Genomic DNA, 25967 nt, shown 5'->3' on the forward strand with positions numbered 1-25967 from the left:
GTGCAGATCGTCCGCGCGGGTCAGCGCTCGAGCGACTCCAGGTGCGCCACGATGCCGGCGCGGCGGGGTGACTTGGGCGGCAGCAACCGCAGCGCGGCCGTCCACACCTCGGCGTCGCCCTGCCCCTCCTCGGTGCCGGCGTAGTCGAGCAGCACGTCGAGCGCGGCGTCGGTGAGCATCGCCTCGCGCAGCCGAACGCGCAGCCTGGTGCGCACCTCGTCGACGCCCGGCGCCTCCGACCCGGGCAGCAGCGGCCCCCGGTAGGCCGCGAGCGCCACGCGGTGAGCCCCTCGATCCAGCAGCGACACCACGTGGTGGGCGTCGAGTTCCACCGGCGTGGTGAGACGGTAGGGCCTCGACTCCACCACGATGCCCGACCCCGACGACTCGAGCACCCGGCGCAGGCGCACCATCTCGGCGCGGAGGGTGACCACGGCGTCGTCGCCGTAGACGAGGTCGGCGAGCCGGGAGGCGGAGAGGCCCTCGCGATGCCAGGCCAGCAGCGTGACGATCTCGGAGTGCCGGGTGCTCAGCTCGAACGGACCTGCCGCGGTGACGAGCTCGCCGGTGTCGCGGCCGAGCACGTGCAGGGCGGCCGGCCGCGCTCGTGCCGGCGACGGCGGTGTCGAGGCCCGGGGCGCGGGCGCGCCGAAACCCGCGATGCTCGTACTCTGCGCCGCCCGATCGCCGCGCTCACGGAGGGCCTGCAGCCGCAACACCATCAGCTCGGCCTCCGCCGCGGCCGCGGTCGCCTCGATGAGCGGCAGGGTGTGCGGGTCGACCGCGCGCTCGTCGCCCGTGATGTCGATGACGCCCAGGATGCGCCGGGTCTCCGGGTCGTGCACGGGCACCGCCGTGCAGCTCCAGCCGTGCACCAGGCGGTTGAAATGCTCGGCGTCGTGGATCTGGATGCCGTGGTCGAGCGCCAGCGCGGTGCCGGGGGCCGAGGTGCCCACCTGCTGCTCCGACCAACCGGCCCCCTCGACGAACCGCATCTGCTCGGCCCGGCGCTTGGCCGCGCGATCGCCCTCCACCCACAGCAGTCTGCCCATCTCGTCGCCGACGGCCACGAGCAGGCCCGACCCCTCGGCGTCGCGCACGAGCAGTTTGCGGATGACGGGCAGCACCGGCGCCAGCGGATGCGCGCTCCTGAAGTCGACCAAAACGTCTTCGCCCACGGCGAGGTCGGGCAGCAATCGCTCGGGGTCGAGCGCGTTGCTGCGGGCGCGTTCCCACGATTCCGACACCACGCGGCGGGTTCGTCGCCGGGCCGAGCCGTCGGGGAGCGCGAGCCAGGGACTGCTCATGTCTCCCCCGATCCTCTTCGACGGCGGCGCGAGCGCAGCGGCGATCGCGGTCCCAGTATCACCCGATGCCGGCCTCGATGCCAGTGCCCGTTCGCACCGCGCGCTCGACGGCACGGGTGCGGCCGCCGACTTCGGGCCGCCACAGCGACCAGACGGATGCGGGTGGCGCCACCCCGAGCATCCGGCTGTCGGCGACGACGAGCCTGCGCTCCCCGCCGAGGCTCCAGCGCCAGACGGCCGCCGTGGCGAGCACCACGACGAGCGTGAGGATGACGACGAAGGCGTCCTGGCTCGCGGTCGACGCCGACAGCGCGGGGAGGTCCCAGAGCGAGTGCAGCACGAGTGCGGCGAGGAACAGGCCGGCGGCGAGCAGCCAGCCCCGCCATCGTGACCCTCGGCCCGCGGCGAGCGCGGCGGCGAGTCCGGCTCCGGTCATCGAGGTCCAGAACGCGTGCAGGGCGAAACCCTGCACCAGTCGGTCGACGCTGCTGGCGAGCGCCGCGGCGAACTGGGCGTCGCCTCCCTCCACCTCGAGCGCGGCCTGGTAGGCGTAGGAGACGTTCTCGATCAGGTCGAACCCGGTGCCCACCAGGAAGCCGTAGACGAAGCCGTCCATCGCGGTGAGTCGCGAGGGCACGCTCAGCACGAGTACGGCCAGCACTCCGAGCAGCTTGAAGGTCTCCTCGTTGAGCGGCGCGGTGATGGCCGCCTCGATGCTCGCCAGGCCCGCCTTGGTGAGCAGCGAGCCGAGCGCGGTGTTGGCGTGGGCCGCCACGTTCGCCGCGACGATCCCGCCCCAGAGCACCGCGAGCACGGCGAGCACCGCCCGCTGCCGCCGGAGCGGGTCGGCCAGGCCGAGCAGCGCCAGCGCCAGCACGCCTTGCACCACCACCGTCAGCCACGCCGCGAGCGCCGCCTCGGGCATCTCGACGGCGTCGGTGAACACCGTCGCGTCGATGAGGAGCGAGACCACGAGCATCCCCACGACGACCCAGAACAGCAGTCTGCGCGCCAGCGGCGGTTCGGCGGCGGCGCTCATCGCACGATCTCCACCGAGTCGAGGAGGGAGCGCACCGCGGCCAGCACCCGTTCCTCGTCGGCCGTGGCCGGGTAGTCGACGACGACGAGGAGCGCCGCCTCGTCGGGCTCGACCGTGTCTCCGTCTCCCGGGGAGACGAGAGAGGCCCGGCCGGTGTGGCCCTCCGGCAGTGCGAACCATCCCGTGGTGAGGGCGAGACCGGATGCGGTGGTCGCCGTCTCGAGGCCCTCCACGTCACGCGACAACGCCTCTCCGAGCGCGGCGGCGGGGTCGGCGGCGTCCACCTCCTCGAGCAGCTTGAGCTCGAGCTCGACATCGTCGAGCCCCACCTCGATGCCGGCGTACGCGGCGGCGGAGTCCCCCAGGTCGGTCGTCTCCCACCCCTCAGGTGCCAGGTAGCCCGCCACGGCATCGGTCGACGAGTACAGCGTCTCGCGCTGGTAGAAGCCGACCAGGTCGTCCGGCCGATCGGGCGCGAACGCATCGGCGTCGAACGCCGAGCCGGTGAGCAGCGCGCCGACGCCGAGGATGACGGCCGACACCCCGGCATCGCGCCGGAGGTACGAACCCATGCCCGGACACTACCGGGCCGCTCGTCGCGGGCGCCAGTCGCGCATCCGGTCACACGGTCTCGGGCTGCACGTCTCTCTTCTCCTGCTCGAGCTTCTCCTGCTCGAGCAGGGCGGCGGCGACCGCCTCGTCGACCCGCGCCTGCTCCCGCAGGGCACGGGCGCGCCGCACCCGCGGACGCACGACGGCGAGCAGCACGACGGCCACCGCCACGAGGAGGAGGACGACGAACAGCGTCCACGGCACGGCCCAGCCGCCCGCCCCGCCCTCGACGGGGTCGAACTCCGCGGAGTCGAGTCCCGCGTCGGCCGCGACCACCGGGATGACCGCTGCGGTGGCGGTGACCCAGACCAGCGGCAGCACGCCGTCGACCTCGGCCTCGACCTGCCAGCTCTCTCCCGGAAGGAGGTCAGGGATCGTGCCGAGTTCGCCGGCGACGACGGGGAAGAGCCCGAACGGACCGGCGACGGTGACAGTCTGGCCGCCGCTCAGCTGCACGTTGCCGGTGTTGGTGACCGTGTACGCGACCGTCGCGGTGCCGGCGGCGAACGGGTCGAACCCTCCGCTGTACTCGAGCGAGACGTCGGTGACCGAGAGACCCGCCGTGAGGTCGCCCCCCACGCGCACGAGCACACGGATGCCGAGGCGGCGGTCGACGCTGATGCCCTGTTCGAGCTCGGGCTGCGGCAGGGAGCTCACGATGCCGCCGGCGTAGTCGCCGGGGGCGAGGCCGTCGGGCACCTCGAGGTGGAAGGGTACCTCCTGGCTCTGGCCGGGCTCGAGGACGAGGTGGTCGGAGGCGAGGTCGATCCAGGCACCGACGCCCGAGGCCGCGTCGTCGCGGCCGCCCACGTCGAGCTGGCCGCTGGTGGTGGTGAAGCCGTCGGCGGCGTAGAGGTCGAGTTCGAGGGGCGCGGAGTCGTGGTTGGTGACGACGATCGCATCGTCGAGCTCGGCGCCGGGGTCGACGACGTAGGCGTAGTTCTCGCGCTGCACGCCGCAGTCGCCGTCGCCCGTGCGCACGCCCCAGGTCACGTCGGTCTCGGCCGAGGCGGGGGCGGCCGCGGTGCCGAGCAGGGTCGGGAGAGCGACGAGAGCCGCCGCGACGAACGTGGCGGCGGCGAGGAGGGTGCGGCGAGGGCGATGCGGAGTCATCGGGGACTTTCGTGTGCGGGGCGGTGAGGAGGAAGGAGGGATGGGGCGGGCGCCGCGCGGGCGCCCGCCCCATCGGGACTCAGCTCAGTGCGGTGAGCGTGAGGGTGGCACGGTAGGTGCCGTCGGTGACGTCGACCGGGATCTTCAGGTCGAGGTCGGCGCCCAGCTTGGCCGAGCCGCGCGCGTGGCCCGACTCCGCGTGGCCGAGGGTCGACGGGGCCGAGAGGCCGTCGCCGGACTCGAAGCCCGAGACCACGGCGTCGCCCGCGAGGGCTCCGCCGCCGGCCTCGGTGACCGAGGGGGTCCAGCCGAGGTACTTGCCCGAGAAGGTCTCGGTGCCGGTGGTGAAGTCGCCCACCTGCGCCGAGATCGACCACACCGGCCCGGCGCTGCGGGTGTCGGTGACGCGGATCGGGTTGATCGAGCCGGTCGCGGCGTAGTGGTCGCCGTTCTCCTCGGCGGTGCCGAGGTCGACCAGGCCGTTCGTGCCGTCGACGCTCCACACGAACTCGCCGGGGGCCGACTCGGGCACGATCACCTGCAGTTCCTGCGTGTCCTCATCCGGAACGACCTCGCGGCTGAGGGTGACCTCATCGACCACGCTGTTCACCGGCATCGAGCCGCTGGCCTGGCTGCGGAGCGTCTTGATGGCGATCGAGTTGTCGCTCACCTCGACGGCGGTGTAGTTGCGCACCTGCTCCTGGTTCTGCACCGAGAGCCACCAGAACGCACTGCTGTTCTGCAGGCTGTAGTACTTCGAGCCCGAGGCCGAGTTCGAGGTGACGTAGAGCACGCCGCCGGGGCCCGCGACCACCGAGTCGGCGCCGGCTTCTTCGGCCGGGTCGGCCTTCTCGCCGTTCTTGATGAGGTAGCTGCGCGCGTAGCTGTGGTCGTGACCCTGCAGCACCACGTCGATGCCCAAGTCGGAGATGACGGTCGGCAGCACGTTGCGCCGGTCGATCACGTCGCTGTCGGTGGCGTGCGGGCCGGGCGAGTAGATCGAGTGGTGGAAGGCGAGCACCTTCCACTGCACGTTCGCGCCCTGCTCGGCCACGACCTGCTGCATCCAGGCGATGTGCGAGGTGTAGTCACGGCTGTTGGAGTTGATGTCCATGAACAGCACGCCCTTGTGGATGAACCAGTAGTCGCCACCCGAGCCCGAGCCGCTGGCGGGGCCGGCGGTGCGGTCGGTGTTGGGGGTGACGAAGTGCTGCTCGTAGGCCTTCGAGCCCACGTCGTGGTTTCCGTTGGTGGCCACGAAGGGGATCTCGCGCAGCTCGGACGGGCTGAGGAACGCCTCGTACTGCGCCTCGCTGTTCGCGCTCTCCACCTGGTCGCCGGCCGAGAACAGCAGCTCGGCGTCGGGGTAGGTGGAGGTGGCGACCTGGAGGGTGTCGGCCCAGCCGGCCGAGTCGCTCGCCACGTTGCCCGACGAGCCGATCTGCGGGTCGCCGAAGAACAGGAAGTCGAAGTCGCCCGAGAAGGACTGGGTGCGGAACGAGTTGACCGCCGACCAGGCACCCTCGGCGCCGACGCGGTAGACGTAGGCGGTGTTCTCGGCGAGCCCGGTGATGGTCGCCGTGCGGTTGTACTCACCGCTCGTGGTGACGCCGCCGGTGGCCGCGACCACGGTCGGTGAGGCGGGGAACGCCCCTCCGGCCATCTCGGAGGCGGGGGCGAACTGCAGCTGCTGGGTGGTGTCGGCCGAGGAGTACCAGGTGACGATGCGCTGCGACTCGTCGGAGCCGACGCCGAGCACGAGGTCGGAGATCGAGGCCGCGCCCGCGTCTACGGGCAGCGGCACGAGCGACTTGAGGTCGAGGTAGGCGTCGCTGGAGGTCGCGCGGTCCTGGTAGAGCGCCACCGAGATGGTGTTCGAGCCCGGCTGCAACACCGCCGACGGCACGACGAAGGTGGAGCTGACCGGGTCGCCGCCGCCGTTGCCGGCGTAGGTGAGGTTCTTCTGGCTGTCGTCGACGGCGGTGACGCGGTCGTCGACGAAGCCCGCGACCTTGGTGCCGTTGACGAAGATCTGCACGGCGTCGTCATAGGTGATCGAGCCGGTGAGGCCCGCCAACTCGGCGATCTGCCCGCTGGTCACGTCGAACGCGGTGCGGAAGTGGAAGGTGGGGACGTCGACCTTGCTCGCAGCGGTGGGGTCGATGTACTGGTTCAGCACGGTGGTGACGGGGAAGTTCGCGCCGAGATCCGGCACCGCCGCCCCGTTCTTGGCGCCGAAGGCACCCGTGCCCGTCTTCCACGCGGAGTCGTCGTAGCCGGCTTTCGTCCAGACCAGGCGGTCGGGGTCTCCGGCGGCCGGGTCGGTGTTGTTGTCGGAGTAGCGCCAGCTGCTGCTGGTGCTGAGGAAGGTCTCGGGAAGCTCTTCCGCCGCGGACGCGGGGACTGCGGTGAGCATCCCCCCGGCCGCGACGAGAGCAGCGGCGGCGATGGTCGCCGTCACCCGCGTCGATTTCCTGATCGTCATGAACTCGTCTGTGCCTTTCGCAAGCGTGTGCGTATCGGTGCGCGGTCGCGCTCATTCAAACTCGTTGACCTCTGTGAACCACTCGTGAACTCCGGCCGCCCTGGCGGTAGCCGCCGGGTCAATGACCGCGGTCAACCGGTGGCGATCATCCGACGCCGAGCAGCCGTTCGACGAACCAGTACGTGCCCACGATCGCCACTCCGGCCGCCACCACCGCCGCGGCCCAGAACCCGACCCTGGGCAGGCGCCGCCTGAGCAGGATCAGCACGGGGAACACCACCGCGATGATGCCCAGCTGCACCGCCTCGATGCCCACGTTGAACACCAGCAGCGACCACAGCAGCGTCCACGACCACGGCTCGTCGATGCCGAGCGCCTCGGCGAAACCCAGACCGTGCACCAGCCCGAAGGCGAACACCACGGCGAGCCGCACGAGGTCGGGCCGGTCCAGGCCCAGCCGGCCCTTCCGGGCGCTCTCCGGCAGCATCTCCGACACCGGCCGCCGCCACACGCCCCAGAGGTACCAGAGCGCCACCACCGCGATCGAGAGCGCGATGATCGGCTCGATGACGGCCGACGGCACCGACACCAGGCCGAGCGCGGCCAGCAGGAAGGTCACCGAGTGGGCCACGGTGAAGGTGGTGGCGGCCAGCACCACGTCGCGCACCCGCCGCGAGCCCACGATGAGGGCGAGCAGGAACAGGATGTGGTCGAGCCCACCCAGCAGGTGCTCCGCTCCCAGCAGGAAGAACTCGGCGAACCGCTCCGTCCACGGTTGCTCGGTGGAGAACGACGCGTCGCCCTGTCCGAGCGCCACGCTCGCGGCATGCCCGTCGAGGTCGTAGTCGACGATCGTCTCGGTGCCCGTCACGTACCCCTCGTCGTCGGCGAAGAGCGTGCTCGAGAACTCGACCGGCGCACCCTCCGCACCGGCGGAGCAGGCGTAGTCGAGCCCGAGTCCGACGTAGGGCACGCCGTCGCGTTCGGTCACGCTGAAGTCGCCCGACTGCCGCGGCACGCACGCCGTTCCGCCGGCGGCGACGGTGAACCGCTCCGTCACGTAGTCGATCACGGGTTCCGGATGCGCACGCAGCGCGGTGACCTCGTCACCGGTCTCGAACACGGCCATGCCGTCTTCGAACAGCGAGTCGTCGTGGGCGGCATCGGCGGCCGAGACGACGAGCAGGTCGTACTCGAGCCCGAGCTCGGCGACCACGTCGGCCGTGCCCGCCGGGCGGTCGAGCGAGACGTACGCGGTGGAGGTGAAGCCGTGGGCGGCGGCCGGTGCAGCGGCGGCCAGCGGCACGGCGGCGATCGCCGCGGCGGCGAGGGCGGCAGCGGCGATCGTGGCGAGCCTGCCGCGGTGGGTGGTGGGGGTCATCGGGTCCTTCCTGACGACCTCGAAACCTCCTCCACGCCGGTGAACGAGCGGAGGACACGGTGAGAACCCCAGAAGAACGATGCCGGCGACCCCATCCGTTCGCGTCGTGTTCACCCGCGAAGAACCGGCGCTCCACCGCGGCCCGGCCCGCAGCTGACACCATTCCGCAGGGCGCCCGCGGGGCGCGGGAGAGGACGACATGCTGCGACACCGGGCGCCCGGCCGCCACCTCGCCGGATCCGCCACCGCGGCACTGGCCGTCCTCCTCCTGGTCACCGGATGCACGGCCGCGAGCCAGGCCGTCTCGTCGGCCTCTCCGACGCCGTCACCCCTCGGCGAGGGGTTCCTCGGTGGCAACCCCTCACCCTCGCCGGAGGCGACCATCACTCCGGAGGCCGGATCGTGGGCCGGCGTCGCGGTTCCGCGGGGCTACCGCGTCACCCTCGTCGCCGCGACGGCCGACGAGACCGCCGAGCAGGTGGTGGCGGCGACCGAGGAATGGGCGGAGCGGGACGGCGTCGAACTCGACGTGGTGACGGCCGCCGACGGCGACGAGGTGGAGTCGGCGATCGTCGACGCCACGACGGCCAGGGTCGACCTCGTGCTGGGGGCGGGCGCTGGCATCGTCGACGTGTTCTCGCTCATCTCGGCGCAGCACCTCGATCAGCGCTTCCTCGTCGTGGGCGCCGAACTGCCCGAACCCACCGAGAACGTCACCTCGGTCATCTGGCCGGGGGCCAGCTTCCGCGGCAGCGGCATCAGCGGTGACGACGCGGTCGACCCCGCGAGCTACACTCCCGACCGCGTGGCCGCGGGGCTCTCCGCCGGGGTGGCCGCCGTCGTGCACGGCATCACCGGCATCGTCATCGCGCTGCCCTAGCCACCCGGGTCTCGTGCGTGGGCGCGAGCACCGCCTCGAAGCGTTCGGCGACGTCGAGCACCCGCTGGTCGTGCGCCCACGGCCCCACCAGCTGCAGCCCCACCGGGAGGGCGCCCGGCCGGAGGTGGGTGGGGATGGTGATGGCGGGCTGACCGGTGATGTTGAACGGGTAGGTGTAGGGCGTCCAGGTGATCCACGGCAGCTGAGCGTCGGCCTCGCCGCCCGGCGGCACCTCGGCATCGGCCGCGAAGGCCGTGATCGGCATGGTGGGGGTAAGCAGCAGGTCGAGGTCGTCGAACAGCGCGAAGAACGCCGCGTTGAACGCCCGCCGGTCGACCAGCGCGCCCAGGAAGCCTGGCAGGGTGTACTCCTCGGCCAGCGCCCCGAGGCGCGCGAGCCCCGGGTCCATGATGTCGCCGTGCTCCCGGATGAGCTCGTGGAAGCCGTAGCCGCGCCCGGTCACCCAGAGCGACTCGAAGATGCGGCGCGGCAACTCGGCGGGCAGCTCCACCTCCACGAACTCGGCCACGCCGGAGTCCCGGAGCAGTCGCAGCGAGTCGTCGAACACCCGACCGACCTCGTCGGAGGGCTCGATGCCGAAGGGAGCGCGCACGACGCCCACCCGGTGCACCCGGCCCGGTTCAGCGGGCACGGCGGTCGAGAACGCCGACTGGGGGTCGCGGGGGTCGGCCCCGCGGGCGAGCTCGAACACGGCCCTGGCGTCGGCCACGGTGCGTGCAAGCGGGCCGGCGTGCGAGAGGTTCTCGTTCACGGTGCCCGGCCACACCGGGATGGCGCCCAGGGTGGGCTTCAGGCCCACCACTCCGCAGAAGGCGGCCGGGATGCGCACCGAGCCCCCCGCATCCGTGCCCGTGGCGATCGGCACGGCTCCCGAGGCGACCGTGGCGCCGGAGCCCGCGCTCGAGCCGCCCGTGTTCCGGGTGACGTCCCAGGGGTTGCGGCTCACCCCGGTGCGAGGCGAGATGCCGGTGCCCTTCCAGCCGAACTCCGGCGTGGTGGTGCGGCCGATGATGACCGCGCCGGCGTCCAGGAGCCGGGCGGCGAAGGGCGAAGAGGTGGGCTGCGGGGCGTCGGAGCTCGTGAGCGAGCCCTTGCCGAGGGTTTCGCCGGCGATCGCGATGTTGTCCTTCGAGGCGATCGGCACGCCGTGCAGCGGGCCGCGCACCCGGCCGTCGCGGGCCTCGGCCTCGCGCTCCGCCGCATCCCGCAGCGCCCGCTCGGGCATGAACGCCGCATAGGCGTTGAGGGCGGGTTCGGCGGCCCGGGCGAGTTCGAGGGCGCACTCGGCGAGCTGCACGGGCGAGAGCTCGCCGGTGGCCACCCGGCGGCCGAGCTGCACGGCGCTCAGCGACTCGTACTCGTCGACGCCGAGCTCGCGGTAGCCGCTCATGCGCCGGACCCCCAGGCCGCGCGATCGTTCCACACCTCGCCGAAGCGCTCGATCCACTCCGGCGGCACCGAGGTGGAGACCTTCACGAAGCGCTCGCCGTGCAGCGGCGACTGGTAGGTGCCGGGCCTGATGAACACGCCGTCCTCGAGCATCGAATCGCACAGGGCGTCGGCCGACCATCCGGATGCGCCCAGGTCGACGGCGAGGAAGTTGCCCTGCGAGGGCGACACGATCACCGAGCCCAGCCCGCTCGCGTCGACGATCTGCTCCACCCGTTCGAGGTTCGCGCGGTTGGTCGCGCGCAGGTTCTGCAGCCAGGAGTCCTTCACCCGGAGGCCCGCGAGAGCGGCGCGCTGGCCCAGGATGCCCGCGCCGAGCGGGTTGGCCGGCACTGCGGTGACGGTGGAGAGCAGCTCGGGGTCGGCCACGATCGCGCCCACCCGCAGGCCCGCGAGCCCCAGCCACTTCGAGAAGCTGTAGGTGCTGAAGGTGCCCTCGGGGTAGAGCTCGGCGGCGAGCGAGTGCCCGTCGGCGAAGTGGCGGTAGGTGCAGTCGTGGATGATGGTCGAGCCGGTCTCCCTGGCCAGGGCCACGATCGCCTCGAGTTCGGGGCGGGTGTAGCTCGAGCCCAGCGGGTTGAGCGGGTCGATGAGGTAGATCAGCGAGTTCGGGGAGATCACCTCGGCGATCTGCTCGGCCTGCATGAGGTGGGTGGACTGGTCGTAGACCGAGAGCACCCGGATGGGGACCCCCGAGAGCGAGACGAAGCGCGCGGGCCACGGCCATCCCGGGTCGCTCACGATGATCTGCGAGAGCTTCGGCGCCAGCGTGGTGCAGATGTGGTGCAGGCCGCCGACGGCGCCGTCGGTCACCCAGGCGTCGAGCGGGAGGGTGGAGCCGGGGCCGCGCAGGTCGTCGACGATGCGCTCGCGCAGCTCGGCGAAGCCGCCGGCGGGGGCGTAGACCGAGAACTCGTGGCGGGCGGTCGCCTCCTCGAGGGCGGCGACCACCTCGGGCGCCGGCTCGAGGTGGGTGGTGTTCTGACCCATCCAGACGATGTCGTCTCGCCCTAGCAGGGCTTCGAAGGAGGGCGCACCGGAGGAGCGGGGCGAGGTCATGGGGATCCTGTCTGTGGGGTCGGGATGCGCGGCGAGGGCGGCTTACGCGGCGACGAGCTCGCCGCCGACGATGCGCGGCACCCCGTCGAGGTAGACGGTCGCGTCGCGCATGACGCAGTCGAGGTGGGCGGGGGCGGCGACCGTGCCGCCGTAGGCGATCGAGTTGCCGAAGGCGATGTGGGCGCTGCCCTTGGTGGACTCGGTCTCCATCGGCACGCCGCACACCGAGCCCTGCGGGTTGAGACCGACCGCCACCTCGGCGAGGTTGGCCATGCGCGGGTCGCCGACGCGGGCGATCATCTCGGTGAGCCGCTCGCCCTCCACCCCGTCGAGCCCGATGAGCTGTCCGTCGCGGATCTCGAGCTCGACCGGAGAGGAGACCGGGCCGCGGCCCATGAAGAGGAAGTCGCCGTCGATCACCACGACGCCGTTCGACGAGCCCTCCACCGGAGCGGTGCCCGACTCGACGTCGGGCGGCGCCATGTAGTCGCCCGGGTTGCGGGCCACGCCGGTGAGTGCGCGCCCTTTTCGGCCGGCGACCGAGCCGCGCAGGTCGGTGCCGCCGGGGGTCGTGATGCGGTACTCCTCCGCCTCCTCCCAGGCGCGGGCGAGGGCGAGGGTGGTGGCGACGAGGCCGTCGAAGTCGACGTCGAGCGGTCCGCCGAGGCGGAAGGTGCCGGCCTCGACCGCGGGCATGGCGAGGTAGCGGCGGCCCGCGGCGGTCGCCGCCTGGCGCGCCCGGCTGGAGCCGATGAAGGCGCTCGTGAGCTCGATGCCCGCGTCGGCCGCGAGCAGGGCCTCGGCCACCGCGGCCGGCGGCTCGGTGCCGGGCACCGCGAAGGCCGGCACCTCGACGAGCACGGGCACGGCCCGGCGCGCCTCGAGACCGGCGGCGAGCGCGGTGAGCACGGCCGCATCCGTTCCCGGGTCGCGCAGCAGCGCCACCCTCTCCCCCGCGCGCACGCCGAGGCAGGTGTCGAGCACCCGCGCGACGGTGGCCTCGGGTATGGCGCACACGGTCACGCCCCGCTCACGATGCGCGCGTAGGCCTCGACCGTGGCGAACCGGCTCTCCACGGTGCCGCCGATGGGGAAGACGGTCATCGAGTCGATGCCGAGCGACTCCAGCGTGGCGATGTGCTCGCGCACCGTCGCGTCTCCGCCGGCCAGAGCCATGCGGTAGACGAAGTCGTCGGGGAGCAGCTTCGCGGCCTCCTCGGCCTCCTGGAACTCACCGCCCGCGTAGAGCGCACGCACCCGCTCGATGAGCTCGGGCGAGAGCCCGGCGAGCTCGCAGTACATGGGTGCCGTCTGGGGGAACCACGCGGCGATGGTGCGCGCCGAGGCGAGCGCCGCCTCCTCATCGTCGGAGATCTGCCCGTAGGCGAACACCGTGATCTGCGGGCGCTCGGAGCGGCCGGCCATGTCGACCCCGCGGTCGATGTGGTCGAGCGCGTACTGCAGGCCGTCGGGGTGCAGGCCCGCGAGCAGGATGACTCCGTCGGCCACGCGGCCGGCCAGCTCGAGCGTCTTCGGCCCCGACGCGGAGATGTAGACGGGGATGTCGGGGCGCTGCGGAGGGAAGCGCATGTGGGCGTCGTCGAGCTCGAAGCCGCGGGCCTGCCAGGTGACGCTCGCGCCCGTCCAGAGTCGCCGGGCGGCCTCGATGGAGTCCTCCAGCAGCGCCAGGCGGGCCGGCTTGTAGCCGAGCGCCTCGAGCGGTCGGTCTCCCGCGCCGATGCCGTAGATCGCGCGCCCGCCCGAGATCTCGTCGATGGTCGAGATGGCCACGGCACCGAGCGCCGGGTGGCGGGTGACCGGGTTCGTCACCGCGGTGCCGAGGGTCATGCGCGAGGTGCGCAGGGCCGCGATCGTGAGATAGGAGTAGGAGTAGCGCGAGTGCAGCGACGAGTCGGTGAGCCAGAGCTCGTCGAGCCCCCACTCCTCGCTCTTCTGCACGATGTCGCCGAAGGTGTCGGGGTCGTAGGCCGGCTGGAGGGCGACGCCTGATCTCATGCCGCTCAGTCTTCCAGCAGCGCGTAGGCGGCGAACGCGGCGTAGACCTTGGTGGCCTCGACGATGTCGTCGATGGACAGGTGCTCGTCGGGGCAGTACACCGGCTCGCCGCCCGGCCCGAAGATGATGGTCGGGATGCGGTCGCCGAAGCTCGCGGTGTCGCCCAGCCAGCCCGCCACCTGCAGCTCGGGCTCCGCGTCGCGCACCGAGCGCACGGCGCGGATCATGAGCTGCGTCACCTCGGCCTCGGGGGCGGCGAGGTAGCCGGGCTTCACGTCGGCCAGCACGACCTCGGCCTCGAAGCGCGGCTCGCGCTCCTTCGCCTTGGCCAGGCACCGCTCGACCTCGGCGCGCACCTCCTCGAGCGTGACACCGGGCTGCGGACGGCAGTCCACGCGGATGACGCACTCGTCGGGGATCATCGAGGGGCCTCCCGGCGGCAGTCCACCGTAGACGCGCCCGGGCGACATGAAGGTCTCGGGGCCGAACAGGCTCGTCACCCACTCCTCGAGCTGCGGCTCGAGCTTCGAGGCGTCGAGCTCGATGATGGCGTGCGCGGCGAGCATGTTGGCGTTCACCGCGAGCGGCTTATGGCAGGTGTGGGCTGAGATGCCTCGCACGTGCACGTCGTAGTAGTAGCGGCCGCGGTGGCCGAGGAAGATCTCGTTGTCGCTGAGCTCGCCGAGCACGGCGAGGTCGGCGGTGTACTCCTCGAAATACTTGATGGAGCCGAGCTGGTCGCCCATGTGGTCGGAGACGGCGGCCATGGCGAGCCGGCCCTTGAGCGGCAGGCCCGAAGCGCGCAGCGCCTCCATGGCGATGATCTGGCACACCAGCGCGGCCTTCATGTCCATGATGCCGTGGCCGTAGACGGCGCCGTCGATGATCTCGCCCGAGAACGGCTCGGTGAGCTTCCAGCCGTGCGAGACCGGCTTGGTATCCATGTGCCCCGTGAACACGACGGTCTTGCCGGCCTCGGGGCCGCCGCCGAAGTCGAGCAGGCCGATCGCGTTGGGGCGGCCCGGCAGCACGTCCTGGGTGCGGGCGTCGTCGAAGCCCGATCCCGCCATCACGCCGGCGAGGAACTCGGCGAGGGGCCCCTCCTCGCCGAGGATGCTCGGGATGCGGCAGACGTCCTGCACGAGCGTGACGAGCCGGTCGACGTCGATGTGCGCCGCGACGACCTCGGCGATGTCGACATCGCTCGTGACACCGCTCTCGGTGAGGTCAGGCATCCGGTGCCCCTCTCTCTGATTAGATCTGATGTATTAGATCTTATCTTTGACGAGAGGGCGCACAAGGCCGAACGGGGCCCGCCACGTAAACACCTTGTTACGGCTCGAGCGCGAGCCGCTCGATCTGACGGTCGCGCACGGAGGCGATGTGCGCCCGCATGGCCCGGGCGGCCTCGGCACCGTCGTGGTCGCGGATCGCCTCGACGATCGCGCGGTGGAACTCCAGCGACTCGGCGAAGCGCTCGGCCGTCGCTCCGAGCGAACCGATGAGCCTGAGGTGCAGGCTCAGGCGCTCGAACACCCCTGCCAGCAGTTTGTTGTCGAGCATCGCGAAGAGGATGTCGTCGAAGGCATCCAGGCCCGCGGCTGCGGCCGCCAAGTCGTCGGCCTCGAGCGCCACGGCCGTCTCGGCGAGATTGCGCTCGAGCGAGGCGATCACGTCAGGGTCGCCCGTGAGCGCGGCGCGGCGCACGCACTCGGTCTCGAGGATGCCGCGGGCGTCGAAGAGCTCGCGCACGTCGTCGGCGGTGTGCACCCGCACCCGGGCGCCGCGATACGGGGCGATCTCGACCAGCCCGTCCTGCTCGAGCCGCACCAGCGCCTCGCGGATGGGGGTCTTGCTCACCCCGAAGAGCTCGGAGAGGGCGACCTCCCGCAGTGACTCCCCCGGGGTGAAGGTGTGGTCGACGATGCGGTCGCGCAGACGCAGGTAGACGACGTCCTTCACCTGCAGCGGCTCGAGCGAATCCCTGATCGCAGTCGACACGTGCACTCTTCCATCCCCGGCGTCTCCGACTGGGGCGCCCTGAGGCAATATGGTATCTCAGATCTTTTCCTGAACAGCGATGAGCGGTCCCCAGGTGGACGCCCGCTCGTAAATTCCTTGTAACGGAGCGGGTGCAGAATTGCCGCCCGAAGACCTCTCCTTTAGCCTCAGATGAGATATCAGATCTTTTCTTGAACCAGGAGACGCCATGGCGACGCCCAGCGACAGCATCCTTCCCGAGGTCCGGCGCTTCCTCGACCGCGAGCACGGCCTCATCATCGGGGGCGTGCAGCGGCCGGCGAGCGACGGGGGCACGATCACCGTGCTCGACCCCGCGACAGGCGCGGTGCTCACGTCGGTGGCCGCGGGCACGGCCGCCGACGTCGACGACGCCGTGGCCGCCGCGCGCGCCGCGCTCCCGGTGTGGAACGCCCTCTCCCCCTCCCGCCGCGGCGAGCTGCTGTGGCGCCTGGGCGAGGAGATCGAGCGTCGCGCCGACGAGTTCGGCCAGCTCGAGACCCTCGACAACGGCAAGCCCACCGGGGAGTCGACCGTGCTCGACGTGCCCTTGGCCGGCTCGCTGTTCAAGTACTACGCGGGCTGGACCACGAAGATCGAGGGCGAGACCATGGCGCCGGCCTCGGGCATGCCGTTCCACGTCTACACGCTGCGCGAACCCGTCGGCGTGGTGGGCGCCATCATCCCGTGGAACTTCCCGCTGCTCATGTGCGGTTACAAGCTCGGCCCCGCGCTCGCGGCCGGCAACACGCTGGTGCTGAAGCCCGCCGAGCAGACCCCGCTGTCGGCCCTCCGCCTGGTCGAGCTCATGCTCGAGGTCGGCTTCCCGCCCGGAGTGGTCAACGTCGTCACCGGCGACGGCCCGGGCGCGGGCGCCCCGCTGTCGCGGCACCTCGACGTGGACAAGATCACCTTCACCGGCGAGAACGCCACCGGCCGCAAGATCCTCGAGGCCTCGGGCGGCAACATGAAGCGGCTCTCGCTCGAGCTCGGCGGCAAGTCGCCCTCGCTGGTGTTCCAGGACGCCGACCTCGAGAAGGCGATCGAGGGCACCTTCGGCGCGGTCTACTTCAACCAGGGTCAGTGCTGCATCGCCGGCGCCCGGGTGTTCGTGCACGACTCGATCTACGACGCGTTCGTCGACGGCCTCGCCGCGAAGGTGGCGGCCGTGCAGCTGGGCAACGGCCTTGCCGCCGGCACGACCATGGGGCCGCTCGTGAGCGCGGAGCAGCGCGACCGGGTCGACTCGCTCATCGCCTCCGGGGTCGCCCAGGGCGCCACGGCCGTGGTCGGCGGCTCACCGGTCGACGACCCGTCCCTGGCGGGCGGGTACTTCGTGCGGCCCACGCTCTTCACCGACGTCTCCCCCGAGATGGACATCATGCGCAAGGAGATCTTCGGGCCCGTGGGCATGGTCGGCCGATTCAGCACCGAGGAGGAGGCGCTGGCAAAGGGCAACGACACCGCGTTCGGCCTCGCCTCAGGCGTGTGGACGCGCGACGTGGGCCGTGCGCACCGGGTCTCGGCGGGCCTGCACGCCGGCGTCGTGTGGGTGAACACCTACGGCATGTTCGACGTGGCGATCCCCTACGGCGGGTTCAAGGCCTCCGGCTACGGCAAGGAGCTGGGCCGCGAGGCTCTGGAGCCGTACCTGCAGACGAAGACGGTGTGGATCGACCTCTCCTGAGTCGCGGGCGTGTCAGGATGGTGCCCACACCTTCTTGACCTCACGGGAGCAGCCATGTCTCTGAGCGGCGACGAGCGCGTCTCGCCCCTGCAGGTGAAGGACCGCGTCTACGAGCGACTGCGCGAGGCCCTCATCGATCAGGTCTTCGCGCCGGGCGAGCCCCTGCGCGAAGCCACCCTCACCGAGCTCTACGGCGTGAGCAAGACCCCCATCCGCGAGGCGCTCGTGCGACTGCAGCAGGACGGGCTGGTCGAGATCGCCGCCTACCGTGGTGCACGCGCGAGCTCGTACACCGAGGCCGACCTCGCCGAGATCTTCGAGGCCCGCGAGATCCTCGAGTGCGAGTGCGTGCGGCGCGCGGCGGCAGCTCCCGGTCCTGAGATCGGCGAGCGGCTGGCAGCCACGGTCGACTCCGCCGAGCGCGCGATCGCTGCGGGCGATCTCGCAGCGGGGGCGGCGAGCCTCGACGAGTTCGACGAGGTGCTGTTCGAGCAGCTCAAGAACGCTCTGCTCGACGAGATCCGTCAGCGGCTCAGCATGCACCTGCGGCGGGTCGGCCGGGTGAACCTCACGCCCGAATCGGTGGCACGGTCGTTGGCCGAGCACCGCACCATCATCGCCGCGGTGGTCGCCCACGATCCCGACGGCGCGGAGGAGGCGCTCCGCGCGCACCTGCGCTCGGTGCAGCGCCAGCAGATCGAGGCCCTCGGCATCTGATCGGTGCCACCGGCCCGCCCCTCACCGCGGCCAGCGAAAGGCCGTGAGCGGGGCGCCCGGGCCGGTACCCCTCGCCTCGTGGCGCCCCACGAGCGCGCCCTCGAGACCGAATCGGTAGCCGAGCACCCGCCAGCCTTCGCTCGTGCCGGTGACCGAAACGCCGTCGACGGTCGCGCGCGTCTCCAGATCCAGCGGGCCCTCGAAATACCAGAACTCGGCGGCCGCGAGCTGCTCGGGGGTCTCCAGCAGCACGCCGTCGGTGGTGAGGTATTGGAAGGCGTCGGCCGGATGCTCGTCGAAGATTGCGAGCTTGTCGGCGCCGAGCACTGCCCGGTAGGCGGCGAGCGCCTCGTTCTGCGTCCGTTCGGCCCCGTGCAGCACGGCCGCCGCACCGGCGAACAGGCGTTCCACCCGTGCGTGCACGACACCGAGCTCGACGCCCACACCGAGCAGCTGCACCGGAGTGGAGTCGGCCGCGCGCGCGAGTGCTGCCCGGCGGTCGAGATAGCCCTCCCGCTCCCGCTCCAGCGCCTCCGCCGCGAGCCGAAGGCCGCTGTCGAGGGCGTGGGCGCCGCCGCCTGCAGGTGGACCACCGAAGTCGGACTCCCACGTGGCCAGCAGGCGCTCGGCCCGATCGGTGTAGGCCTGGAGCGCCTCCGCATCGATCGGCGACGAGCCGGAGGCCGTCGCCTCCTCGCGCCCTCGGCGATCTCTGTACAGGGCCTCCATGTCTGCCGGCGCGGTGCCCGGTTCGCCCAGCACCAGAATGTGGCCGAGCCACCGATCGGGCTCGACCCCACCGGGCGCCACGAGCCGACCGTTCTCGATCGAGAACGCGACGACGGCCGCGACCTCGGACCGGCACAGCACCCGCACCTCGTACGACCCGTCCCGCCGGTCGAGCAGGAACCAGTCCCCACCCCAACCCGTGGCCGCGAGCTTGTTCCACCCCCGCACGGCATCGAAGGCGAACAGGAGCTCGTAAGAGATCACCTCGCCGACCGTGTCGGTATCCACCGAGCGCGCCACCGCCGTGGCCGGCCCCGGCACGCGCTCACCCTCGCAGAAGAGATGGGCCTCGTATTCGAAGGGGTCGCCCTCGGCCCGGAGCTCCAGCAGCACCGTGAGCCGGGGCGCGTCGGGCTCGTCGAGCGCATCGAGCGCCAGCGCCGCCCGGCCCGTTCTCGCGGCCGGGGCGAATCGGCCCTCCTCGCCGGAGGACTCCACCTCCACCGCCCCCTCCAGCAGAAGTTCGTCGGCCCCCTCCAGGGCCGAGACCACGCGCACCGTGTAGTCGGCCACCCCTGCGATGGTCCACTCCTCGACCGCCGCCCCCTCGGCCGTCACGGCGGGCGGACGCACCTCGCACTCCACCAGCCCGGCCTCCCCGGTCTCAGGAACCGGGGTGCGCACCTCGAACCACAGCTCACCGTCGGGCCGCCGCACCGTGACCACCACCAGCGCGCCCGCCGGCACCGGTCCGCCCACCGTGAATCGCACCACAGGCAGCCACCCTCGTGGACGGTAGCCGCCCGCGGCGACCAGAGCGTGGCGGATGGTGTGGTCGACGACGAAGCTCATTGAGCCATCCTCACCCGAGCAAACCTCATCGCGCAAGAGCGGGGGTGAGGCCTGTGGAAGACTTCTAGCGTGAACTCGAGACGCCTCTGGTCCCTGTCCGCCCTCGGTGTCTTCGTCTCGATCGCTCTGGCCGCGTGCGTGCTCGAGCCGTCACCGACCGCCACGCAGACCGAGGCGGCGGGCCCGACGGCGACCCCGCGGCCCTCGGCCACCGCCACACCGCGAGCGACGGCGACCCCCTCTCCCACCGCATCCGCCGCCCCCTCGTCACCCGACGCCGACGCCGGCGGCGGATCGGGCACAGGCTCGGGTGGTGGCTCGGCGTCGGGAGGCTCCGCGTCGGGCGGCTCGGGAGGGGGCGCCTCCGGCGGGTCCGGCTCCGTCACCCCGACGCCCGCTCCGGCCCCCGAGCCGACGCCCACGCCGACCCCGGCCCCCACGCCCGAGCCGCCCCAGCCCGCCGTGCCCGCCGCGTGCCCCACCAGCGACACCGACCCGGGCATCCCGGCGGAGGCCTTCGGCGCCATCGCCGAGTACTCCACCGCCGCCCTCCCGCAGGGTGAGGACTGCACCGGCTTCCGCGCCTTCCTCTCGACCGGGCTGCCCCAGTACGACTCCCAGTCGTACGAATTCTTCGGGCGCCTGGTCGACGACGCCGGCGACGTGAACTCCGTCGCCCTCATGTCCCAGGGCAACACGCTCATCCCCGGCCTCGAGCTGCCCCTGCTCACCATGGAGGAGGCCGGGCTCATCTTCAACCGGCTCGAGCAGGGCGACGGCCCGATCATCGGCGGCATCGACGGCCTCGCCGATCTCGGCGTGCCGGTGTCGATCGACTACCAGCCGTGGAGCATCGACGTGCAGCACGAGGTGACCGGTCAGCCCACCCAGAACATCACGATGCGCGTCGTCTCGGGCAGCATCGGCGCCGTGGGGGCCGTGTACGAGCTCGAGGTCTCCGTACCCACCACGGCCTCGGGCGCGAGCGACGCCGTGCCCACCACCTTGTTCGTGCGCGCGAAGGACACCACGGGCATGATCCAGTGGGGCTACGGGCCGAACGGCTTCTTCCCGCTCTGGATGTTCGACGGCTCACCGCTCGAGACGCCGGACGGCAGCATCGCGACCACCGACCAGCGCGGCCCGATCACCGACGCGTTCGGCGGTGACATCGGCGCCTACCTCGCCGCCACCGGCGATCCGATGACCGGGCAGGGTTCGCAGTACTACTCCATGCCGCTCGTGCAGGTCGAGGAGTGGTCGATGCAGCGCGGCACGGAGACCCTGGCGCATGGATCCGACGGCCTGCTGTTCTTCGACAACCTCACCGAGACCTACAACGACTCCGCCGTCTACCTGCTGAAGAACGGCTACAGCTGGACGGAGTTCTCGGTGATGCTGCCCGACACCCTCCAGGGCATGCTCATCGCCGTGACCGAGCAGCCCGAGGTGGGCCGCCTCTACTACGCGATGCGCGGCGGCGCGGGCTCCACCCAGTCGGCGAACGGCACGCTCGCACCCACCGACAACTGGCCCCAGGGTGCCATCACGGTCACCCCCGACAAGTCGAAGTCGTGGACCTCCCCGACCAGCTGCTACGTCTACGACCTCCAGTACCACGTGCAGCTCGAGGCCTCGGCCACCCGCCCCGCCGCCGACCTCGTCTTCACCGCCACGGCGCAGAATCAGGAGCTCGACGTGCTCCACCGCTCGGCCTACGAGGGACTCTTCGACTACTCGGGGACCATCGACGGCGAGGCGGTGAGCGGATACGCGTGGGGCGAGATCCAGGGCGTCGCGCCCAAGGGCGATGTGAAGCCGCCGAGCTGCTGACGGGCGTTTCCCGCACCGAAACGCGGGCGAAACACGCGTGCCCTAGCGTTTGAGATATCAGATCAGGTATCCGAAACTAGGGAGCGCGCCATGGCGGCCTCGGCTTCACCGTTCCACCTCGGCTTCTTCACCGCGTTCGCCCCCGACGAGTGGAACGGCCCACTCGCCTCGGGCGGCGGCGACTTCTGGACGGGCGACTTCTACGTCGACATCGCCCGCGACCTGGAGCGCGCGAAGTTCGACTTCATCCTGTTCGAAGACGCCATCGCGGTGCCCGACAGCTTCGGCGGCTCGCGTGACGTCTACCTCGAGAACGCCTTCGTGGCCCCCAAGCACGACCCCGTGCCGCTCACCGCCGTCATCGGCTCGCACACCAGGCACCTCGGCGTCGCGGCCACCATGTCGACCACCTGGAACCGCCCCTACTCCGTAGCCCGCCTGGCCTCCACCATCGACTCCATGACGGGCGGGCGCTTCGGCTGGAACCTCGTCACCACCGCCGGCGCGGGCATCGCCGAGAACTTCGGGGTGGAGAGCTACCCCGGCCACGACGAGCGCTACGCCATCGCGCACGAGACCGTCACGATCGCGAAAGGGCTCTGGGACTCCTGGTCACCCACCGCCGTCGTGCGCGACCACGCCACCGGCGTCTACGCCGACCCTGCGCAGGTGCACGAGATCAACTACCGCGGCGAGCACTTCGCCTCCCGCGGCCCGCTCAACACCGTGCGCTCGCCCCAGGGCCGGCCGGTGCTCATCCAGGCCGGCTCCTCCGAGGCCGGGCGCGACTTCGCCGCCGCGCACGCGGAGTGCATCGTGGCCACCGAGCGCGGACCCGAGGCCATGAGGGCCTTCCGCGACGACATGCGCCGCCGGCTCGAGCTCGCGGGCCGCCACCCCGACAGCTGCAAGGTGATGTACCTGGTCACCCCGATCGTGGGCCGCACCGACTCGGAGGCCGAGGCGCTCTACCGCGACATCCTGGCCACCAAGCGCTCGCAGCTCGACATCCTGGCGCGCATGTCGGGCTGGACGGGCCACGACCTCTCGGTCTACGACCTCGACCAGCCCCTCCCGCGCATCCACACCGAGGGCAGCCAGGGCATCCTGGAGCGCCTCGCCCAGTGGGGCAGCGGCAAGACCCTGCGCGAGTGCATCGTGGAGATGGGCTTCTCGAGCGACAGCGTCGACCTCATCGGCTCGGCCGAGACCGTGGCCGAGGAGATGTGTGCGGTGATGGACGAGGTGGGAGGCGACGGCTACCTCATCGAGGCGCCCGGCTTCCAGCCCAGCCGATGGTTCGTCACCACCATCACGGATGCGCTGGTGCCGGCCCTGCAGCGCCGCGGCCGGGTGCGCACCGAGTACACGGGCACCACCCTGCGCGAGAACCTGCTCGCCTTCTGACTCCGGTCCCGCCGCGACGGCGTCGCCGCGGCGGGACGCGTCTCAGGCCGCGGCGACGCGGCCGAAGCCGTCCTTCACCAGCAGCGGCACGATCTGCTCGCCGAGCACCGTGAGGTCGTCGACGAAGTCGGGCATGATGAACACCGCCCCGTCGATGTCTCCGGTGTCGATCATGTCGGCCAGCTGCTCGGCGATGGTCTCGGGCGAGCCCGCCACGGTGCCCGTGGAGATGGCCGTCGCATCCGCCCACCCCTCGTTGTCGGGGTTCAGGGCGGTGGCGTCGTGCGACACGGCGCCCCACTCGCGCGCCATGTTGCCGAGCGCGATGAGGTCGCGGCCCTCGTTGTAGTAGTCGATGCGCTTCTGGGCGTCGGCGTCGGTCTCGCCCGGGATGATCATGAACACGCAGTAGGTCTTGAGGTTGTCGCCGTTCTCCTGCGAGATGCGGCGCGCGCGCAGCGCGGTGCTCACCACCGAGTCGCGCGAGGTGCCCTCGAACAGCACGCCGTCGAGGTGCTTGGCCACGAAGGCCATGCCGGTGTCGCTGGTGGCCGCGCAGATCATCTGGGGGATGCCGCCGACCGGCTTCGGGTCGGACTGGCAGTCCTCGAGCTGGAAGAACTCGCCGTCGTAGTCGACCGTCTTCTCGGTCCACAGCGCCTTCACCACCTCGACCCACTCGGTGGCGCGGCGGTACTTGACCGAGCTGTCGAGGTCGCGGCCGAGGCCCATCTGCGTCTCGGAGACCCGGTTGCCGCCGGCCACGATGTTGAGGCCGGTGCGCCCGTTGGAGATCTGGCTCTGCGTGGCCACCATCTTCGCCACGATCGCCGGGTGCATCATCGCGGTGTTCACCGTCGACCACACCCCGATGTCCTGCGTGGCCTGGGCGAGGCCCGCGCCCGTGACGAGCGACTCGAGGTTCACGTCGAAGTGCTTCGAGGGGCCGCCGTAGCCGCGCCACACCGCCTGCGAGAGCGTGAAGTCGAAGCCGAAGCGCTCCGACAGCCGCGCCACCTCGAGGTTGTACTCGTAGCTGCCGTCGAGCTCGGGGATGTTCGCCGACGGGATCCAGCCGCCGCTGCCCACCGGCATGAAGATGCCGTACTCGATGTCCTTCATCGCTTCTCTGCTCCGTTCTGCTGGGCGAATGCCTTGCGCGACTCCTCGTGCAGCACCTCGATGAGCTGCTCCTCGTACGCCGCGAACTCCGGCGAGGTCACGATCCCCAGCTCGCGCGGCCGGGGGAGGTCGATCTCGAGCTCGAGACGCACGGATGCGGGACGCGCGGTGAGCACGATCACGCGGTCCGAGAGGTACACGGCCTCGCGGATGTCGTGGGTGATGAGCACCGCCGTCCACGAGTACTCCGACCACACGCCCTGCAGCCAGTTCTGCATCTCGATCCTGGTGAGCGAGTCGAGCGCGCCGAACGGCTCGTCGAGCAGCAGGATCTCGCGGCCCTGCACGACCGTGCGCAGCAGGGCGGCGCGCTGGCGCATCCCGCCCGAGAGCTCGTACGGGTGGGCGTTCTCGTAGCCCGCGAGCCCGAAGGTGGAGAAGAACGACTTCGCGCGCTCGACCGCCTTCTTCTTGGGCACGCCCTGCACCTCGAGGCCCAGGGCCCCGTTCTCGGCGATGGTGCGCCACGGGAAGAGCAGGTCCTTCTGCGGCATGTAGGCGAAGTGCTCGCGCTGCCCGTTCACCACGGCGCCGTCGACCTTCACCTCGCCCTCGGTGGGGAGTTCGAGCCCGGCGATGATGTTGAACATCGTGCTCTTGCCGCATCCGGAGGGCCCGATGACCGAGACGAACTCGCCCGGCTTCACCGAGAACGACACGTCGCGCACGACCTCGCGCGTCTCGCCGCCGCCGAGGGCGAACTGCTTGTCGAGGCCGACCAGCTCGATCTTGGGAGTCATCTCAGCGTGCACCGCGCGCCTTCCTCTCTTTGAAGCTCCAGGGGATGACCACTCGCTCGATGAGGAAGGTCAGAAGGTAGAGGCTGATGCTCAGCACCGCCGTCACCGCGACGGCCGCGAGCACCAGGTCGGTGCGGAAGGCGTTCTTCTGGGTGCTCATGAAGATGCCGAGGCCCTGCTGGGCGCCCACGTACTCCGCGAAGATGGCGCCGACCACCGCGTAGGTGATGGAGATGCGGAGTGCGGTGAAGAACGAGGGCATGGCCGAAGGGAGCCGTACGTAGACGAACTCCTTCCAGCGCCCCGCCCCCATGCTGCGCAGCAGGTTGCTGGTCTCGCGGTCGGCCTTGTTGAAGCCCTCGATGAGCCCCACCACGATCGGGAAGAAGGTGACGAGGGCCACCACCAGGATCTTCGGCAGCAGCCCGAAGCCGAACCAGATGATCATGAGCGGGGCGATGGCGATGATCGGGATGGTCTGCGAGGCCACCAGCAGCGGCATGAGGCCGCGGCGCAGCACCCCGGAGAAGTCGATCGCGATGGCGATCGCCCACGCCACGATCAGCGAGAAGGCGAAACCGATGAGCGTCACCTGCAGGGTGGCCAGCGTGTGGCCCCAGATGATGTCCGCGCGCTCGAAGCCCTCCACGAACACCCGCGAGGGCGCCGGCAGCACCTGCGGCCGCATGCCGGTGAGGGTCACCGCGAGCTCCCAGCCCACGAGCAGCACCAGCACGATCGCGACCGGGGGGATCACCGTCCCCCAGAATCCGCCTCGCGTCATGCGCTTGGTCTTCACGTCGATGCCTCCACGGTCTCGGGGTGTTGGTTCCAGAATCGTCGTTCGAGTTCGAGGGCGTCGCCCACGATCGAGTGCGCGCGCTCCACGGTGAGCGGCGCGGTGTCGATCATGGCGAGGTGGCGGTCGACCAGGGCGGCGTAGTCGGCGCCGGTGTAGATGTCGATCCAGTCGCGGTAGGGGCCGGATGCGGCCTCCCGCAGCGAGTCGAGGGCGAGCCCGTAGCCCTGGATGCACGGCAGCATCGCCACGAGCATCCCGGCCGCGTCGGCGTGGAAGGAGTCGTAGAACGCGAGGTAGTCGAGGGTCTCGCGGGAGGGCCGCACCGACGCGAAGTCGCAGCCGAAGGGCTCGGCGGCCCGTTTGTGGTGGTCGAGCTCCACCGTCACCACGCCGTGGGCGAGGGCGACGAAGTACTCCAGGGTCTCGTCGTCGGTGGAGTTCGCGGCCAGCCGGCTGTAGTGCCGGGCGTAGGCTTTGAGGTAGAGGTAGTCCTGCTCGAGGTAGTGGCGGAACACCGCGGTGTCGAGCGTGCCGGAGCGGATGCCGGCGAGGATCGGCAGATCGGCCCAGCCCGCCACGCCCTCCGCGATGGTCGCGGAGAGGCCGGCAGAGAGCGTGGGGGCTGGGCTGTCTGTCAT

General features: G+C 71.3%; 22 protein-coding genes. 5 read left to right on the plus strand and 17 right to left on the minus strand.

What is annotated here, in order from left to right; translation table 11 throughout:
- Positions 1–20: 20 nt before the first annotated feature.
- The 6 genes from N1031_RS17550 to N1031_RS17575 form a co-directional block, all read right to left on the minus strand.
- Positions 21–1307 (minus strand): GAF domain-containing protein, encoded by a 1287-nt coding sequence (locus N1031_RS17550; protein WP_259481081.1) that lies wholly within the window; start codon positions 1305–1307, stop codon positions 21–23.
- Between the two features lie 58 nt (positions 1308–1365).
- Positions 1366–2346, minus strand: a complete 981-nt coding sequence (locus N1031_RS17555; RefSeq protein WP_259481083.1) for a PrsW family glutamic-type intramembrane protease — start codon at positions 2344–2346, stop codon at positions 1366–1368.
- Positions 2343–2918 (minus strand): hypothetical protein, encoded by a 576-nt coding sequence (locus N1031_RS17560; protein WP_259481085.1) that lies wholly within the window; start codon positions 2916–2918, stop codon positions 2343–2345. The genes N1031_RS17555 and N1031_RS17560 overlap by 4 nt, the downstream gene beginning before the upstream one ends.
- A gap of 49 nt (positions 2919–2967) precedes the next feature.
- Entirely contained in the window at positions 2968–4071 is a 1104-nt protein-coding gene (locus N1031_RS17565; RefSeq protein WP_259481086.1) for a DUF916 domain-containing protein, read from the minus strand.
- 79 nt (positions 4072–4150) lie between these two features.
- Positions 4151–6556: a purple acid phosphatase family protein gene (locus N1031_RS17570; RefSeq protein ID WP_259481087.1), complete on the minus strand. Its 2406-nt coding sequence runs from the start codon at positions 6554–6556 to the stop codon at positions 4151–4153.
- A gap of 145 nt (positions 6557–6701) precedes the next feature.
- Positions 6702–7937, minus strand: a complete 1236-nt coding sequence (locus N1031_RS17575; RefSeq protein ID WP_259481088.1) for a HupE/UreJ family protein — start codon at positions 7935–7937, stop codon at positions 6702–6704.
- A 199-nt stretch (positions 7938–8136) separates the two neighbouring features.
- On the opposite strand from N1031_RS17575, the gene N1031_RS17580 reads away from it, so the two are divergent.
- Entirely contained in the window at positions 8137–8817 is a 681-nt protein-coding gene (locus N1031_RS17580; protein ID WP_259481089.1) for a type 1 periplasmic-binding domain-containing protein, read from the plus strand.
- On the opposite strand, the gene N1031_RS17585 is transcribed toward N1031_RS17580, so the two are convergent.
- The 6 genes from N1031_RS17585 to N1031_RS17610 form a co-directional block, all read right to left on the minus strand.
- Positions 8801–10228 carry an amidase gene (locus N1031_RS17585; protein ID WP_259481090.1) on the minus strand — a complete coding sequence of 476 codons (1428 nt, stop codon included), beginning with the start codon at positions 10226–10228 and terminating at the stop codon, positions 8801–8803. The two genes, N1031_RS17580 and N1031_RS17585, sit on opposite strands and share 17 nt — an antisense overlap.
- A complete protein-coding gene (locus N1031_RS17590; RefSeq protein WP_259481091.1) occupies positions 10225–11346 on the minus strand; it encodes an aminotransferase class I/II-fold pyridoxal phosphate-dependent enzyme in 1122 nt (373 codons plus the stop codon). Before N1031_RS17590 ends, N1031_RS17585 begins: the two co-directional genes overlap by 4 nt.
- 42 nt (positions 11347–11388) lie before the next feature.
- Positions 11389–12363, minus strand: a complete 975-nt coding sequence (locus tag N1031_RS17595) for an aminopeptidase (RefSeq protein ID WP_259481092.1) — start codon at positions 12361–12363, stop codon at positions 11389–11391.
- 2 nt (positions 12364–12365) lie between these two features.
- Positions 12366–13361: an LLM class flavin-dependent oxidoreductase gene (locus tag N1031_RS17600; RefSeq protein WP_259481093.1), complete on the minus strand. Its 996-nt coding sequence runs from the start codon at positions 13359–13361 to the stop codon at positions 12366–12368.
- A 5-nt stretch (positions 13362–13366) separates the two neighbouring features.
- A complete protein-coding gene (locus N1031_RS17605) occupies positions 13367–14596 on the minus strand; it encodes a M20 family metallopeptidase (protein ID WP_259481094.1) in 1230 nt (409 codons plus the stop codon).
- 97 nt (positions 14597–14693) lie between these two features.
- Entirely contained in the window at positions 14694–15362 is a 669-nt protein-coding gene (locus N1031_RS17610; RefSeq protein ID WP_259481095.1) for a GntR family transcriptional regulator, read from the minus strand.
- 208 nt (positions 15363–15570) lie between these two features.
- Here N1031_RS17610 and N1031_RS17615 point away from each other — a divergent pair, with 208 nt between their 5' ends.
- Positions 15571–17067 carry an aldehyde dehydrogenase family protein gene (locus tag N1031_RS17615; RefSeq protein WP_259481096.1) on the plus strand — a complete coding sequence of 499 codons (1497 nt, stop codon included), beginning with the start codon at positions 15571–15573 and terminating at the stop codon, positions 17065–17067.
- Positions 17068–17121: 54 nt separating this feature from the next.
- Positions 17122–17784 (plus strand): GntR family transcriptional regulator, encoded by a 663-nt coding sequence (locus tag N1031_RS17620; protein WP_259481097.1) that lies wholly within the window; start codon positions 17122–17124, stop codon positions 17782–17784.
- Positions 17785–17805: 21 nt separating this feature from the next.
- Here N1031_RS17620 and N1031_RS17625 read toward each other — a convergent pair whose 3' ends face one another.
- Positions 17806–19365 (minus strand): hypothetical protein, encoded by a 1560-nt coding sequence (locus tag N1031_RS17625; protein WP_259481098.1) that lies wholly within the window; start codon positions 19363–19365, stop codon positions 17806–17808.
- 69 nt (positions 19366–19434) lie between these two features.
- Here N1031_RS17625 and N1031_RS17630 point away from each other — a divergent pair, with 69 nt between their 5' ends.
- Both N1031_RS17630 and N1031_RS17635 read left to right on the plus strand, forming a co-directional pair.
- Positions 19435–21198 (plus strand): hypothetical protein, encoded by a 1764-nt coding sequence (locus tag N1031_RS17630; RefSeq protein ID WP_259481099.1) that lies wholly within the window; start codon positions 19435–19437, stop codon positions 21196–21198.
- Positions 21199–21288: 90 nt separating this feature from the next.
- Positions 21289–22605, plus strand: coding sequence for an NtaA/DmoA family FMN-dependent monooxygenase (locus tag N1031_RS17635; protein WP_259481101.1), 1317 nt, complete (start codon positions 21289–21291; stop codon positions 22603–22605).
- A 42-nt stretch (positions 22606–22647) separates the two neighbouring features.
- Here N1031_RS17635 and N1031_RS17640 read toward each other — a convergent pair whose 3' ends face one another.
- From N1031_RS17640 to N1031_RS17655, 4 genes are read right to left on the minus strand one after another with little or no spacing between them, the layout of a single operon-like run.
- Complete coding sequence (locus N1031_RS17640) at positions 22648–23727, minus strand: LLM class flavin-dependent oxidoreductase (RefSeq protein WP_259481102.1); 1080 nt, start codon at positions 23725–23727, stop codon at positions 22648–22650.
- Entirely contained in the window at positions 23724–24527 is an 804-nt protein-coding gene (locus tag N1031_RS17645; protein ID WP_259481104.1) for an ABC transporter ATP-binding protein, read from the minus strand. The genes N1031_RS17640 and N1031_RS17645 overlap by 4 nt, the downstream gene beginning before the upstream one ends.
- Before the next feature lies 1 nt (position 24528).
- Positions 24529–25326 carry an ABC transporter permease gene (locus N1031_RS17650; protein ID WP_259481105.1) on the minus strand — a complete coding sequence of 266 codons (798 nt, stop codon included), beginning with the start codon at positions 25324–25326 and terminating at the stop codon, positions 24529–24531.
- Positions 25323–25967 (minus strand): TenA family protein, encoded by a 645-nt coding sequence (locus tag N1031_RS17655; protein WP_259481107.1) that lies wholly within the window; start codon positions 25965–25967, stop codon positions 25323–25325. The genes N1031_RS17650 and N1031_RS17655 overlap by 4 nt, the downstream gene beginning before the upstream one ends.

The sequence above is a fragment of the Herbiconiux moechotypicola genome (assembly GCF_024979255.1).
Lineage (GTDB): Bacteria > Actinomycetota > Actinomycetes > Actinomycetales > Microbacteriaceae > Herbiconiux > Herbiconiux moechotypicola.